The 14,456-nt window shown below is 72.5% G+C and carries 12 protein-coding genes; 8 read left to right on the top strand and 4 right to left on the bottom strand.

Annotated elements, in window-relative coordinates:
- Positions 1-159 precede the first annotated feature (159 nt).
- The 8 genes from ABD347_RS28750 (at position 160) to ABD347_RS28715 (ending at position 11,308) form a co-directional block, all read left to right on the top strand.
- Positions 160-2,097: an acyl-CoA dehydrogenase family protein gene (locus ABD347_RS28750; RefSeq protein ID WP_344366694.1), complete on the top strand. Its 1,938-nt coding sequence runs from the start codon at positions 160-162 to the stop codon at positions 2,095-2,097.
- A 385-nt stretch (positions 2,098-2,482) separates the two neighbouring features.
- Complete coding sequence (gene aroA, locus ABD347_RS28745; protein ID WP_344366692.1) at positions 2,483-3,712, top strand: 3-phosphoshikimate 1-carboxyvinyltransferase; 1,230 nt, start codon at positions 2,483-2,485, stop codon at positions 3,710-3,712.
- A gap of 38 nt (positions 3,713-3,750) precedes the next feature.
- Positions 3,751-5,010: a 1-deoxy-D-xylulose-5-phosphate reductoisomerase gene (dxr, locus tag ABD347_RS28740; RefSeq protein WP_344366689.1), complete on the top strand. Its 1,260-nt coding sequence runs from the start codon at positions 3,751-3,753 to the stop codon at positions 5,008-5,010.
- Positions 5,007-6,308: a M50 family metallopeptidase gene (locus ABD347_RS28735; RefSeq protein ID WP_344366687.1), complete on the top strand. Its 1,302-nt coding sequence runs from the start codon at positions 5,007-5,009 to the stop codon at positions 6,306-6,308. Before dxr ends, ABD347_RS28735 begins: the two co-directional genes overlap by 4 nt.
- Positions 6,309-6,442: 134 nt before the next feature.
- Positions 6,443-7,597, top strand: coding sequence for a flavodoxin-dependent (E)-4-hydroxy-3-methylbut-2-enyl-diphosphate synthase (ispG, locus tag ABD347_RS28730; RefSeq protein ID WP_344366685.1), 1,155 nt, complete (start codon positions 6,443-6,445; stop codon positions 7,595-7,597).
- Positions 7,598-8,099: 502 nt separating this feature from the next.
- The gene (locus tag ABD347_RS28725) at positions 8,100-8,942 is read left to right on the top strand and encodes a GNAT family N-acetyltransferase (protein WP_344366907.1); all 843 of its coding nucleotides are present in this window, start codon (positions 8,100-8,102) and stop codon (positions 8,940-8,942) included.
- A gap of 45 nt (positions 8,943-8,987) precedes the next feature.
- Positions 8,988-9,545 carry a GNAT family N-acetyltransferase gene (locus ABD347_RS28720; RefSeq protein WP_344366682.1) on the top strand — a complete coding sequence of 186 codons (558 nt, stop codon included), beginning with the start codon at positions 8,988-8,990 and terminating at the stop codon, positions 9,543-9,545.
- A gap of 68 nt (positions 9,546-9,613) precedes the next feature.
- Entirely contained in the window at positions 9,614-11,308 is a 1,695-nt protein-coding gene (locus tag ABD347_RS28715; RefSeq protein ID WP_344366679.1) for a proline--tRNA ligase, read from the top strand.
- Between the two features lie 89 nt (positions 11,309-11,397).
- On the opposite strand, the gene ABD347_RS28710 is transcribed toward ABD347_RS28715, so the two are convergent.
- From ABD347_RS28710 to ABD347_RS28695, 4 genes are all read right to left on the bottom strand, one after another.
- Complete coding sequence (locus ABD347_RS28710; protein ID WP_344366677.1) at positions 11,398-12,333, bottom strand: slipin family protein; 936 nt, start codon at positions 12,331-12,333, stop codon at positions 11,398-11,400.
- Positions 12,334-12,410: 77 nt separating this feature from the next.
- Positions 12,411-13,349, bottom strand: a complete 939-nt coding sequence (locus ABD347_RS28705; RefSeq protein WP_344366674.1) for an aminoglycoside phosphotransferase family protein — start codon at positions 13,347-13,349, stop codon at positions 12,411-12,413.
- Positions 13,350-13,392: 43 nt separating this feature from the next.
- The gene (locus ABD347_RS28700; RefSeq protein ID WP_344366672.1) at positions 13,393-13,815 is read right to left on the bottom strand and encodes a ferritin-like domain-containing protein; all 423 of its coding nucleotides are present in this window, start codon (positions 13,813-13,815) and stop codon (positions 13,393-13,395) included.
- Complete coding sequence (locus tag ABD347_RS28695; RefSeq protein WP_344366670.1) at positions 13,812-14,393, bottom strand: hypothetical protein; 582 nt, start codon at positions 14,391-14,393, stop codon at positions 13,812-13,814. Before ABD347_RS28695 ends, ABD347_RS28700 begins: the two co-directional genes overlap by 4 nt.
- Between the last annotated feature and the right edge of the window lie 63 nt (positions 14,394-14,456).

Genomic DNA, 14,456 nt, shown 5'->3' with positions numbered 1-14,456 from the left:
TCAGAGCAGTATCCCAGGTCAAAGGCGGTCTGAGAATCGCACCGTGCGGGGGCTCCGGCCGCCTTTTCGTACCCGCCGTAATCGGGTAATACGGTCGAGTAGCACCGGCCGGCAGGACCACCGGCCGGACGCCCCCCAACGCGGCGAGGTGAGCCCACCATGTCCGGCCCCCACCACCAGCCCAAAGTCTCCGAGCGCGAAGCCCGTCAGGTCGCCGAGGCCGCCCGTGAACAGGACTGGCGCAAGCCCAGTTTCGCCAAGGAGCTGTTCCTCGGCCGGTTCCGGCTCGACCTGATCCACCCGCATCCGCTGCCCCCCACCGAACAGGCGCAGCGGGGCGAGGAGTTCCTCGCCAAGCTGCGCGACTTCTGCGAGACGAAGATCGACGGCGCCCTGATCGAGCGCGAGGCGCGCATCCCCGACGCCGTCATCGACGGCCTCAAGGAGCTCGGCGCCCTCGGGATGAAGATCGACACCAAGTACGGCGGCCTCGGCCTCACCCAGGTGTACTACAACAAGGCCCTCGCCCTGGTCGGCTCCGTCAGCCCCGCCGTCGGCGCCCTGCTCTCCGCCCATCAGTCGATCGGACTGCCGCAGCCGCTCAAACAGTTCGGCAGCCCCGAACAGAAGGAGACCTACCTCCCGCGCCTCGCCCGCACCGACATCTCCGCCTTCCTCCTCACCGAACCCGACGTCGGCTCCGACCCGGCGCGACTCGCCACCACCGCCGTCCCGGACGGCGACGACTACGTCATCGACGGCGTCAAGCTGTGGACCACCAACGGGGTGGTCGCGGACCTGATGGTCGTCATGGCCCGCGTACCGAAGTCCGAAGGCCACAAGGGCGGCATCACCGCGTTCATCGTCGAGGCCGGCTCGGACGGCGTCACCGTCGAGAACCGCAACGCCTTCATGGGCCTGCGCGGCCTGGAGAACGGCGTCACCCGCTTCCACCAGGTCCGCGTCCCCGCGGCCAACCGCATCGGCCCCGAGGGCGCAGGCCTCAGGATCGCGCTCACCACCCTCAACACCGGGCGCCTCTCCCTGCCCGCCATGTGCGTCGGCGCCGGCAAGTGGTGCCTGAAGATCGCCCGCGAATGGACCTCCGTACGCGAGCAGTGGGGCAAGCCCGTCGCCCGGCACGAAGCCGTGGGCGCGAAGATCTCCTTCATCGCCGCCACCACGTTCGCCCTCGAAGCCGTCGTCGACCTGGCCAGCCAGATGGCCGACGAGGACCGCAACGACATCCGCATCGAAGCCGCCCTCGCCAAGCTGTACGGCTCGGAAATGGCCTGGCTCATCGCCGACGAACTCGTCCAGATCCGCGGCGGCCGCGGCTACGAGACCGCCGAGTCCCTCGCCGCCCGCGGCGAACGGGCCGTCCCCGCCGAGCAGCTCCTGCGCGACCTGCGGATCAACCGCATCTTCGAGGGCTCCACCGAGATCATGCACCTGCTGATCGCCCGCGAGGCCGTCGACGCCCACCTCGCGGTCGCCGGCGACATCATCGACCCCGACAAGACACTCGGCGACAAGGCCAGGGCGGGCGCCCAGGCCGGCGTGTTCTACGCCCGCTGGCTGCCGAAGCTCGTCGCCGGACCGGGCCAGCTGCCGCGCGCCTACGGGGACTTCCACCCCACCGGCCACGCCGACCTGTCGGCCCACCTCCGCTACGTCGAACGCACCTCCCGCAAGCTGGCCCGGTCCACCTTCTACGCCATGTCCCGCTGGCAGGGCCGCATGGAGACCAAGCAGGGCTTCCTCGGCCGGATCGTCGACATCGGCGCCGAGCTGTTCGCGATGAGCGCCGCCTGTGTGCGGGCCGAGCTGCTGCGCTCCACGGGCGACCACGGCCGCGAGGCGTACCAGCTGGCGGACGTCTTCTGCCGCCAGTCCCGCATCCGCGTCGAGGAGCTGTTCGGCCGACTCTGGACCAACACCGACGACATCGACGGCAAGGTCGTCAAGGGCGTCCTGTCCGGCACGTACACCTGGCTGGAGGAGGGCATCATCGATCCCAGCGGCGACGGCCCCTGGATCGCCGACGCCACTCCCGGCCCGGCGACCCGGGAGAACGTCCACCGCCCCATCCGGTGATCGTTCCGGGTGGGTGGACAGCACCACCCGCCCGGCCGGGCGCCGCCGGCCCCTCGGCGGCGCCCGCCGCTCGCCGGGGACGAAGGCCCCCATCGCCGTTGCCACCGGCCACCGGCCGGGCGTGAGCAGCGCCCGTCGTCCGGTACGCGCGGTGCTCCGCCCGTAGGGCCGCGCCGGGCGAACCGCACCGCCGGGTCGCGCCGCACCCGCGCCAGGACGCCCCAGGCACCGCCCCGCGCCCCCGGCACCGCCCCGCGCCCCCGGCCTCCGGGCGCCCTCGCCGCCCCCACGCCCCCGGGCGCACCGCACACCGCCTGCCGCCGGACGCCGACCAGCACCTGAGACGCCCGGCGCCCGTCCCGCCCCGGACGGCAGGATGGGCGCCGTGACCGTCATCGACATCCCCGGCTCCAAGTCCGTCACCGCCCGCGCCCTGTTCCTCGCCGCGGCGGCGGAAGGCACCACCAGGCTCCTCCGCCCGCTCGCCTCCGACGACACCGAAGGGTTCGCCGAGGGGCTCCTCGCCCTCGGGTACGAGGTCGAACGCGCGCCCGGCGAGTGGCGCGTCCACGGCCGCCCCGCCGGGCCCGCCGCCGCGGCCGCCGACGTCTACTGCCGGGACGGCGCCACCACCGCCCGGTTCCTGCCGGCGCTCGCCGCCGCGGGACACGGCGACTTCCGGTTCGACGCCTCCGCGCAGATGCGCCGCCGCCCCCTCGCACCGCTCACCGACGCCCTGCGCACCCTGGGCGCCGACATCCGCCACGAGGAGGCCGAGGGCCACCACCCGCTGCGGATCGCCGCGTCCGGCATCAAGGGCGGGGCGCTCACCCTGGACGCCGGGCAGTCGTCCCAGTACCTCACCGCCCTGCTGATGCTCGGCCCGCTCACCACCGAGGGGCTGTCGATCACCGTCACTGACCTGGTCTCGGAGCCGTACGTCGAGATCACCCTCGCCATGATGCGGTCCTTCGGTGCCGTACCCGCCCGCGAGGGCGACGTCTTCACCGTCCCCCCGACCGGCTACCGCGCCACCACGTACGCCATCGAGCCCGACGCCTCGACCTCCAGCTACTTCTTCGCCGCCGCCGCGCTCACCGGTCGCGAGGTCACCGTCGAGGGCCTCGGTACCGGCGCCCTCCAGGGCGACCTGGCCTTCGTCGACGTCCTGCGCCGCATGGGTGCCGACGTGACGATCACCGCCGACGGCACCACCGTGCGCGGCACCGGCCGCCTCAGTGGCCTCACCGTCAACATGCGGGACATCTCCGACACCATGCCGACCCTCGCCGCCCTCGCCCCGTACGCCGACGGCCCGGTCCGGATCGAGGACGTGGCGAACACCCGGGTCAAGGAGTGCGACCGGCTGGAGGCGTGCGCCGAGAACCTGCGGCGCCTCGGCGTCGCGGTCACCACCGGCCCCGACTGGATCGAGATCCACCCCGGCACCCCCGGCCCCGCCGAGATCATCACCCACGGCGACCACCGCATCGTCATGTCCTTCGCTGTCACGGGCCTCCGCACCCCCGGCATCTCCTTCGACGACCCCGGCTGCGTACGCAAGACGTTCCCGGACTTCCACGCCCATTGGGGGAAGTTCACTTCCCCGGCTTAGGGGATGCCGGGTCCTGGCACGCCGCGGATGCGGCAAGAATGGGGGGCATGAGCGACAGCCCAGCCCCCCTCGCAGACCCGCACATCGCCTTCGATCCATCCGAAGGCCGCCGGGACATCGTCGTCCTCGGCTCCACCGGGTCCATCGGCACCCAGGCCATCGACCTGGTGCTGCGCAACCCCGACCGCTTCCGCGTCACCGCCCTGTCCGCCGCCGGCGGCCGGGCCGGGCTCCTCGCCGAGCAGGCGCGGCGGCTTGGGGTGCGTACGGTGGCCGTGGCGCGCGAGGAGGCCGTGCCCGTACTGCGGGAGGCGCTGAGGGAGCAGTACGGCTCCGAGCCGCTGCCCGAGATCCTCGCCGGACCGGACGCCGCCACCCAGGTCGCCGCCTCCGACTGCCACACCGTGCTCAACGGCATCACCGGCTCCATCGGCCTCGCGCCGACCCTCGCCGCCCTCGAAGCGGGCCGGACCCTCGCCCTCGCCAACAAGGAGTCGCTGATCGTCGGCGGCCCGCTGGTGAAGGCCCTCGCCAAGCCGGGCCAGATCATCCCGGTCGACTCCGAGCACGCCGCGCTCTTCCAGGCGCTGGCCGCCGGCACCCGGGCCGACGTCCGGAAACTGGTCGTCACCGCCTCCGGCGGCCCCTTCCGCGGCCGTACGCGGGAGGAGCTGGCCCACGTCACCCGCGAGGACGCGCTCGCGCACCCCACCTGGGCCATGGGGCCGGTGATCACGGTCAACAGCGCCACGCTCGTCAACAAGGGTCTGGAAGTCATCGAGGCACACCTGCTCTACGACATTCCCTTCGACCGCATCGAGGTGGTCGTCCACCCGCAGTCGTATGTCCACTCGATGGTCGAGTTCACCGACGGGTCCACCCTCGCCCAGGCCACTCCGCCCGACATGCGCGGGCCGATCGCCATCGGCATCGGCTGGCCCGACCGCGTCCCCGACGCCGCGCCCGCCTTCGACTGGTCCAAGGCGTCCACCTGGGAATTCCTCCCGCTCGACACGGAAGCCTTCCCGTCCGTCGGCCTCGCCCGCCACGTCGGACAGCTCGGCGGCACGGCCCCGGCCGTGTTCAACGCCGCGAACGAGGAGTGCGTGGAGGCGTTCCTCGCCGGGCGGCTCCCCTTCAACGGCATCATGGACACCGTCACGGCCGTCGTGACCGAGCACGGAACCCCGGCCGGGGGAACCTCCCTGACCACCCGGCACGTCCTGGAGGCGGAGACCTGGGCGCGCGCCCGGGCCCGTGAACTGACGGCGAAGGCGACCGCGGAGGCTCGCGCATGACTCTTCTGTTGACGATCCTCGGCATCGGGCTCTTCGCCGTCGGACTGCTCTTCTCCATCGCCTGGCACGAGCTGGGCCACCTGTCCACGGCCAAGCTCTTCGGCATCCGCGTGCCGCAGTACATGGTGGGCTTCGGCCCCACCATCTGGTCGCGGAAGAAGGGCGAGACGGAGTACGGCATCAAGGCCATCCCCGCCGGTGGCTACATCCGCATGATCGGCATGTTCCCGCCCGGCGACGACGGCCGCATAGAGGCCCGCTCCACCTCCCCGTTCCGCGGCATGATCGAGGACGCCCGGTCGGCGGCGTACGAAGAGCTCCAGCCGGGTGACGAGACGCGGCTGTTCTACACGCGCAAGCCCTGGAAGCGCGTCATCGTCATGTTCGCCGGACCGTTCATGAACCTGATCCTCGCCGTCGCGATCTTCCTCGGCGTCTCGATGACGTTCGGGTACGCGACCCAGACGACCGAGGTCGCCGGCGTGCAGAAGTGCGTCATCGAACAGAGCGAGAAGCGCGACACCTGCGCCGAGGACGACCCGGTGTCCCCCGCCCACGCCGCCGGCCTCAAGGTGGGCGACAAGATCGTCGCCTTCGACGGCAGGCCCGTCGACGACTGGGCGACGCTCTCCCAGCGCATCCGGGACACCATCGGCCCCACGGACCTCACCGTCGTCCGCGACGGCGAGGAACTGACCCTCCACCCCACGCTGATCAAGAACGAAGTGGTCCAGAAGGACGAGGACGGCGAGGTCGTCGACGGCAAGTTCGTACCGGCCGGCTACCTCGGCTTCGCCGCCAGGACGGAGATCCTGCCGCTCAGCTTCGGCCAGTCCGTCGAGCGCATGGGCGACATGCTCGAGAACGGTGTCGAGTCCATCGTCGCCCTGCCCTCCAAGGTCCCGGACCTGTGGAACGCGGCCTTCAGCGACGGCGAGCGCAAGGCGGACTCCCCGGTGGGCGTCGTCGGCGCCGCCCGGATCAGCGGCGAGGTGATGAACCTGGACATCCCCACGCAGAACATCATCGCGACGTTCCTCACCCTGCTGGCCGGCTTCAACCTCTCCCTCTTCCTGTTCAACATGCTGCCCCTGCTGCCCCTGGACGGCGGGCACATCGCGGGCGCGTTCTGGGAGTCCGTACGCCGGAACCTGGCGAAGGTCTTCCGGCGGCCCGACCCGGGACCGTTCGACGTCGCCAGGCTGATGCCGGTCGCCTACGTGGTGGCGGGAGTCTTCATCTGCTTCACCCTGCTCGTCCTGGTCGCGGACATCGTCAACCCGGTGAAGATCTCCTAGACCGCGTACGTACGCGTGAACGACAACGGCCGGACACCCCGCGGTGTCCGGCCGTGTCATCGGGGGGCTGTAATCTCGAAGCTGGAGCCCGCCGATCTCGGGACCTCGATCCACACCTTGGGGTTGCACAGCAGATGACCGCGATTTCTCTCGGTATCCCGTCCGTTCCGACCAAGCTGGCCGACCGCCGTGTCAGTCGCAAGATCCAGGTCGGGTCGGTTGCCGTGGGCGGGGACGCGCCCGTGTCGGTGCAGTCGATGACGACGACGCGGACTTCCGACATCGGTGCCACGCTCCAGCAGATCGCGGAGCTGACGGCGTCGGGGTGTCAGATCGTGCGGGTGGCCTGTCCCACGCAGGACGACGCGGACGCGTTGGCGACGATCGCGCGGAAGTCGCAGATCCCGGTGATCGCGGACATTCACTTCCAGCCGAAGTACGTGTTCGCCGCGATTGACGCGGGGTGTGCGGCGGTGCGGGTCAATCCGGGCAACATCAAGCAGTTCGACGACAAGGTCAAGGAGATCGCGAAGGCCGCCGGCGACGCGGGCACTCCCATCCGCATCGGCGTCAACGCGGGCTCCCTCGACAAGCGGCTGCTGGAGAAGTACGGCAAGGCCACCCCCGAGGCGCTGGTCGAGTCCGCGCTGTGGGAGGCGTCCCTCTTCGAGGAGCACGGCTTCCGGGACATCAAGATCTCGGTCAAGCACAACGACCCGGTCGTCATGGTCAACGCCTACCGCCAGCTCGCCGCCCGGTGCGACTACCCGCTGCACCTTGGCGTCACCGAGGCGGGTCCCGCCTTCCAGGGCACCATCAAGTCGGCCGTCGCCTTCGGTGCTCTGCTCTCCGAGGGCATCGGCGACACCATCCGCGTCTCCCTCTCCGCCCCGCCGGCGGAGGAGGTCAAGGTCGGCATCCAGATCCTGGAGTCCCTCAACCTGCGCCAGCGCCGCCTGGAGATCGTCTCCTGCCCCTCCTGCGGCCGCGCCCAGGTGGACGTCTACAAGCTCGCCGACCAGGTCAGCGCCGGCCTCGACGGCCTGGAGGTCCCGCTGCGCGTCGCCGTCATGGGCTGCGTCGTGAACGGCCCGGGCGAGGCGCGCGAGGCGGACCTGGGTGTCGCCTCCGGCAACGGCAAGGGCCAGATCTTCGTGAAGGGCGAGGTCATCAAGACCGTCCCGGAGTCGAAGATCGTCGAGACGCTGATCGAGGAGGCGATGAAGATCGCCGAGCAGATGGAGAAGGACGGCGTCGCGTCGGGAGAACCCGCCGTCACCATCAGCTGACGAGCGCCATTCCGTACCCGGCGTACGGCTGTCTCCTCGTGCCCCGCACCCGGGTTCCGGCCCGGGTGGGGCCGTGCAGGGTCGCCCCCGCAGGGGTTGGCGGCGACGGGCGGGTTCCCCGACTCGTTCCCAAGGCCGCCGACCCCGAGGAGGCGAGCCCGGAGGGGCCCCGCCCACCCCCACCGCGCCCCCCGCCCCGTGGGGCACCGGGCAGAGGTCCCGCCCGTTGTGCCCACCCGTTCCGCCTCAGCGGAACGACTGCCCACAACGGCGAAGCCACCGCCCCACGCCACACACCGCCCACGGCCAGGCCTCCGTCACACACCCGCCCCCGCCACGCACCCCCCCCGCACCCGCCCACGGCCCCCGCCACGCACCGCCCCCCGCAGCCGCCCGCGGCCGGGCTCGCCCGGGGAGGGGCCGGCGTCGGCCGGACGTATCCGCGGCGGCGCCGGGTACAGTGCCAGGACCCGTATGGAACGCATGGTGAGGCCCCCTCGTGTTGACGCAGACCACCACCCGGGTGCTCGAGCCCAGCGACCTCGGCGCCGCGCTCGCCGTTCTGGAGAGCGAGCCCGTCGCCAACGCGTTCGTCACCTCCCGCGTGCAGGTCGCGGGGCTCGACCCGTGGCGCCTCGGTGGCGAGATGTGGGGCTGGTACGCGGACGGGCGGCTGCGCTCGCTCTGCTACTCCGGCGCCAACCTCGTCCCGATCTGCGCCACGCCCGAAGCCGTCCGCGCTTTCGCCGACCGCGCCCGCCGGGCCGGGCGCCGCTGCTCGTCGATCGTCGGCCCCGCGGAGCCCACCGCGCGGCTGTGGCGGCTCCTCGAGCCGAGCTGGGGCCCCGCGCGGGACGTCCGCGCCCGTCAGCCGCTGATGGTCACCGACCGGCCGTCCCCGGACGTCGAGCCCGACCCGTACGTCCGCCGCATCCGCAAGGAGGAGATGGACGTGATCATGCCGGCGTGCGTGGCCATGTTCACCGAGGAGGTCGGCATCTCGCCGATGGCCGGCGACGGCGGCCTGCTGTACCAGGCACGCGTCGCCGAACTCGTCGGCGCCGGCCGCTCCTTCGCCCGTGTCGACGACGGCAAGGTCGTCTTCAAGGCGGAGATCGGCGCGGCCACCTCCCAGGCCTGCCAGATCCAGGGCGTCTGGGTCGCCCCCGAGTACCGGGGCCGGGGCCTGTCCGAGACCGGGATGGCCGCCGTGCTGCGGTACGCCCTCGACGACGTCGCGCCGGTCGTCTCGCTGTACGTCAACGACTACAACCTCCCGGCCAGGGCCGCCTACCGCCGCGTCGGGTTCCAGGAGGTCGGTGCCTTCATGAGCGTGCTCTTCTGACGCGCTCGAGCGTGCCCTTCCGAAGCGCTTGTAAGGTTCGGTCGCATGGATGACGTCGTGATCCGTCCCGCCGACCTCGCCGCGCACGTGGACGCCGCCCTCGCCGTACAGGCCGTCGCCTTCGGGCTGACCGAGGACGAGGTCGCGGTCCGTCGCCACATCGTGCTTCGCCACCTGCGCAGCCCGGACGCGTGCGCCTACGCCGCGACGACCTCCGCCGGGCGGCTGGTCGGCTTCGTGTACGGGATGCCCAACGACCGCACCCACTGGTGGTCGACGGTCGTCCAGCCGTACCTGGTCCGTGAGGGCAACGACGCCTGGCTCGACGACTCCTTCGTCATCACCGAGCTCCATGTCCACCCCGACTTCCAGGGCCGTGGCATCGGCCGGCAGCTGATCACCGGCATCACGGACGCCGTCGAGCAGCCGCGTTCCATCCTCTCCGCCATCGACGTCGAGAATCCGGCCCGCTTCCTCTACCGGGCCCTCGGCTACACGGACCTCGCCCGGCGGGTCCACTTCCCGAGCGCCGCGAAGCCGTACGCGGTGATGGGCGCGCCGCTGCCGCTGCTGCGCCGGGAGGGGTCCCCGGGGCGGAACTGATTTCCGCCAGCAGCCGCCCCGGAGCTAACCTCCTAGCCATCACACTTTTCACCGCAGGAGAGTTCCCCATGGCCCAGGTCCAGCGCATGTCCCGGTTGATGGTCAAGACACTGCGCGACGACCCGGCGGACGCCGAGACGCTCAGCCACAAGCTGCTCGTCCGCGCCGGTTACGTCCGTCGCAACGCCGCGGGCATCTGGTCCTGGCTGCCGCTGGGCATGAGGGTCCTGGAGAACGTCTCCCGCGTGGTGCGCGAGGAGATGGACGCGATCGGCGGGCAGGAGGTCCTGCTGCCGGCGCTGCTGCCCAAGGAGCCCTACGAGGCGACGGGCCGCTGGGAGGAGTACGGCGCCGAGCTGTTCCGCCTCAAGGACCGCAAGGGCGCCGACTACCTGCTCGGCCCCACCCACGAGGAGATCTTCACCCAGCTGGTCAAGGACCAGTGCACGTCCTACAAGGACCTGCCGGTGATCCTCTACCAGATCCAGACGAAGTACCGCGACGAGGCGCGTCCCCGGTCCGGCATCCTGCGCGGCCGCGAGTTCCAGATGAAGGACTCGTACTCCTTCGACACGACGGACGAGGGCCTGGCCGAGTCGTACGCGCTGCACCGTGAGGCGTACATCAAGATCTTCGACCGGCTCGGGCTCCGGCACAAGATCGTCTCCGCGGTGTCGGGTGCCATGGGCGGCTCGGCCTCCGAGGAGTTCCTCGCCCCGGCCGCCGCCGGTGAGGACACTTTCGTGTACTGCCCGAACTGCGACTACGCCGCCAACACGGAGGCCGTCACCTTCACGCAGCAGCCGGAGGACCCCACCGCGCACGGCCCGGTCGAGGAGCTGGACACCCCCGACACGCCGACCATCGAGACGCTCGCGGCGCACCTGGGCGTCCCGGCCTCCCACACGCTGAAGAACCTGCTGGTCAAGGTCGACGGCGAGATCGTCGCCGTCGGTGTCCCCGGCGACCGCGAGGTGGACCTCGGCAAGCTGGAGGACCACCTGGCCCCGGCGGCCGTCGAGCTGGTCACCGGCGAGGACTTCGAGGGCCGCGACGACCTCGTGCGCGGTTACGTCGGCCCGCAGGGTCTCGACAAGGTCCGGTACATCGCCGACCCGCGCGTCTCGCCCGGCACGGCCTGGATCACCGGTGCCAACAAGCCCGACACGCACGCGAAGAACGTGGTCGCCGGGCGTGACTTCGAGGTCGACCAGTATCTGGACGTCGTCGTGGTGGAGGAGGGCGACCCCTGCCCGAACTGCGGCGGCCACCTCAAGATCGACCGCGCCATCGAGATCGGTCACATCTTCCAGCTCGGCCGCAAGTACGCCGACGCCTTCCAGCTGGACGTCCTGGGCCAGAACGGCAAGCCCGTCCGCGTCACCATGGGCTCGTACGGCATCGGCGTCTCCCGCGCGGTCGCGGCCCTTGCCGAGCAGCACGCCGACGAGCAGGGCCTGTGCTGGCCCCGCGAGATCGCCCCGGCCGACGTCCACGTCGTCGCGGCCGGCAAGGCCCTCCAGACGGAGCTCGCCCTCGACGTGGCGGGCAAGCTCGGCGAGGCCGGCCTGCGGGTCCTGGTCGACGACCGGGCCGGGGTGTCGCCGGGTGTGAAGTTCACGGACGCCGAGCTCATCGGCGTACCGAAGATCCTCGTCGCCGGCCGCCGCTCGGGCGAGGGCGTCGTCGAGCTGAAGGACCGCCGCACCGGTGAGCGCGAGGAGCTGACGGTCGACGAGGCGATCGCCCGCCTCGGCGCGTAGGGCGGCGGTTCGGATACAGCCGTCCACCCGGCTCGGCGCGCAGGGCGGCGATACAGCCGTCCACCCGGCTCGGCGCGCAGGGCGGCGGCTCAGATACAGCCGGCCGTACCGGCGTCGTCGTCCCGCGCCTGGGGCGCCGTCGCCGGCGCCCGTGCCGGTGCCGGTTCGGGTGCCGCGTCCAGCGCGTCGTGCAGGTGCGGGTCGTGGACGTGCAGTGAGGCCGGGTGCGGGGCGGCGGAGGGCCGCCGGGGCTCCGGGGACGGATCCTGCGCCGCCCGCTCCAGGAAGCGCAGCAGCTCCACCGGGAACGGCAGCACCAGCGTCGAGTTCTTCTCGGCGGCGACGGCGACGATGGTCTGGAGCAGCCGCAGCTGGAGCGCGGAGGGGGTCTCCGACATCACCCCCGCCGCCTCGGCCAGCTTCTTCGACGCCTGGAGTTCGGCGTCCGCGTTGATGACCCGGGCCCGCCGCTCGCGGTCGGCCTCCGCCTGGCGGGCCATCGAGCGCTTCATCGTCTCCGGCAGCGAGACGTCCTTGATCTCGACCCGGTCGATGGTCACACCCCACTCGACGGCCGGGTTGTCGATCATCAGCTCCAGCCCCTGGTTGAGCTTCTCCCGGTTCGAGAGGAGGTCGTCGAGGTCGCTCTTGCCGATGATCGAGCGGAGCGAGGTCTGGGCGATCTGGGAGACCGCGAAGCGGTAGTCCTCGACCCGGATGATCGCCGCCGCCGCGTCCACGACCTTGAAATAGATCACCGCGTCGACCCGGACCGTGACGTTGTCGCGGGTGATGCCGTCCTGGGCGGGCACCGGCATGGTCACGATCTGCATGTTGACCTTGTGCATGCGGTCGATGAACGGGACCACCATGGTGAACCCGGGTCCCCGGATGCCGCTGCGGAGCCGCCCGAAGCGCAGCACCACGCCCTTCTCGTACTGTTTGACGACCCTGGCGGCGGCCGCCACGTACACCACGGCGGCCGAACCCACAGCCGTCGCCGCTGCCAGCAGTTCCTCGACCATGACGGCCCTCCCGTCCGAGCCGGGTGGTACGGGTGCGTTATCCCCAATATCGCACCTATAGGGCCATTCGGGGAGTTCTAGAGCCAGCCGGCGAACTCCAGCAGCAGCTCCCCGTCCTGCCGTCGCCCGGCCGCCAGCGCCCGCGTCCCCGACTCCACGGCCCGGAACAGCGTCCAGCGGCGCAGCCGCTCGCGGTCCACGTCGAGGGAGTCGGCCAGCTTGTTCACCCGGCGGCGCCCCGACGAGGGGCCGGAGGCCGCCGCGACGAGGTCCTCGACCCGGTCGCGGACCAGCCGGGCCAGGTCGTACGCGCGTTCGCCGACGAGCGGATCGGGGCCGACCGCAAGCCAGGGCGCGCGCTCACCGGCGAGCACCTTGCCCTGCCGGAAGTTGCCGTGCAGCAGCAGCGCCTCGGGAGCGTCCGCCACCAGCTCGTCCCTGGCGTCCAGGGCGGCGGACACCAGTGCGGCCGTCTCGGTGTCCTTCACCGCCCGCATCGCCTCCGCCTGCCGCGCGGTCCGCTCGGCGACCGACTCGAAGCCGTGGCCCTCCGGCGGGTCCACCCACAGTCGCCGCACCGTACCGGCCGCCTCCAGCAGCGCCTTGGACTCCGGCAGGGAGCGCAGGCTCACCTCCGTGTGCAGCCGCTCCAGCAGCAGGCCCGCCCGGGCCGCCCCCGCCCCGGCCGCCTCCGGGCTGCCCGCCTCCGCCCCGGACGGCTCCAGCAGGCGTACCGTGCCCCAGCCGTTCCAGTGCGCGAGCGCCGCCCGCTCCAGGTCCGGCGCGGCGAACGGCGGCGCCACCTTCAGCGCGGCGGGGGTGCCGTCCGGCAGCCTCACGAGCGCGACGAGGCTGCTGCGGCCACCCGGCGCGATCACCCGTTCGACGTCCAGGTGCCGCAGGTCGACCGCCCGCCGGGCGAGCTCCGGAAGCCGGGCGAGCCAGTCGCCCGCGGCCGCGTCGCCGTACGTCTCGCCGAGAGCCCGCACCAGTCGCTGCGGCGGTTCAAAACCCATGCGTGCGTTGTTCCCTCTCGAAGTTCCCTCTCGGAGCCCGGCCTCACAGTCGCTCGACGAGCCCTGGAAAGGCTACGCCGCTGCCCCGCCACCGCACGGCCCGGACCGCCGCCTCCCGCAGCGCGCTCGCCGCCTCGCGCCGCAGCGGCCCCTCCGCGGACCGTACGAGGTCGGAGTAGACGCCCGCGACCCGGTCCTCCAGCTCCGCCGCCAGCCGTACGGCCGCGGCCGCGTCCGGCACCGGGAACGGCAGGGCGTACGCGGCGGCGGACGCGGCGGGCCTGCCGCCCAGGTCGCGCACCGCGCGCGCCAGCGCGTCCCGCCGGGCCCGGTGTGCGGCGTACGCGGCGGTCGCCTCCGCCGCCCGTCCGTCACCGATCCGGCCGCCGACGACCCCGTACCCGTACACGGCCGCGTGCTCGGCGGCCAGCGCCGCCTGGGCGGCCTCCAGGGCGGCCTCGCTCATGACGGGGTCCCTTCACTGGTCAGCAGGTAGGCGTGCGCGGCCGCCGCGGCGGCGACGGACGCCAGCAGCCGGGCGTACTCGGGCGGGGCGGTGAGCAGGACGGCGGCGTGCGCGTCGGCGGTCCGCCGCGCCGCCGCGGCCAGCTCCGCGACCGCGACGCCGGGGTCGGCGGGCACGGTGCCCACCGGAGCGGCCGGGCCGCCCGGAGGCACCGCCGCCCGGGCCGGGGGCTCCGGCGCGGTGGGCACGCCCGCGGTGGCCGGGCCGCTCGGCGAGGGTGACGTTCCCGGGGGCGCCAGGGCCGCGACATGGGCCGCCCCCGCCGCGCGCAGCGGGGCCAGCCGGTGGGCCAGGGAGGGGTGTACGGCGAGGACCTCGTCGTACTTGGCCAGCAGCGTCGCGCTCGTCGCGGCCGACCGGCGCCGCAGCGCCGTCTCCGCGCGCGCGGAGCGTTCGGCAGCCGAAGCGGACGCCGTGCCGCCCTCGTCGTCCGCTGTGCACGCGCCGAGCACACCGGCCGCCGCCACCGCGCCCGACGCGATGAGCGCGTGTCTGCGTGTCGTTCCCGTACGCCTCACGCGTCACTCCCTCAGCAGCCGGACCAGCCGGACCCGAAGATCACCGCAGGCGAGCGTACCTGC

The organism is Streptomyces gobitricini (assembly GCF_039532985.1).
GTDB lineage: Bacteria > Actinomycetota > Actinomycetes > Streptomycetales > Streptomycetaceae > Streptomyces > Streptomyces gobitricini.
This window is presented reverse-complemented; position numbering and strand designations above follow the sequence as displayed.

Coding starts and splice junctions, on each gene's coding strand:
- ABD347_RS28710 (WP_344366677.1), bottom strand. CDS start 12,333: ATGGTCGAGGAACTGCTGGCAGCGGCGACGGCTGTGGGTTCGGCCGCC.
- ABD347_RS28700 (WP_344366672.1), bottom strand. CDS start 13,815: ATGAGCGAGGCCGCCCTGGAGGCCGCCCAGGCGGCGCTGGCCGCCGAG.
- ABD347_RS28735 (WP_344366687.1), top strand. CDS start 5,007: ATGACTCTTCTGTTGACGATCCTCGGCATCGGGCTCTTCGCCGTCGGA.
- ABD347_RS28720 (WP_344366682.1), top strand. CDS start 8,988: ATGGATGACGTCGTGATCCGTCCCGCCGACCTCGCCGCGCACGTGGAC.
- dxr (WP_344366689.1), top strand. CDS start 3,751: ATGGGGGGCATGAGCGACAGCCCAGCCCCCCTCGCAGACCCGCACATC.
- ABD347_RS28750 (WP_344366694.1), top strand. CDS start 160: ATGTCCGGCCCCCACCACCAGCCCAAAGTCTCCGAGCGCGAAGCCCGT.
- ABD347_RS28715 (WP_344366679.1), top strand. CDS start 9,614: ATGGCCCAGGTCCAGCGCATGTCCCGGTTGATGGTCAAGACACTGCGC.
- ABD347_RS28705 (WP_344366674.1), bottom strand. CDS start 13,349: ATGGGTTTTGAACCGCCGCAGCGACTGGTGCGGGCTCTCGGCGAGACG.
- ispG (WP_344366685.1), top strand. CDS start 6,443: ATGACCGCGATTTCTCTCGGTATCCCGTCCGTTCCGACCAAGCTGGCC.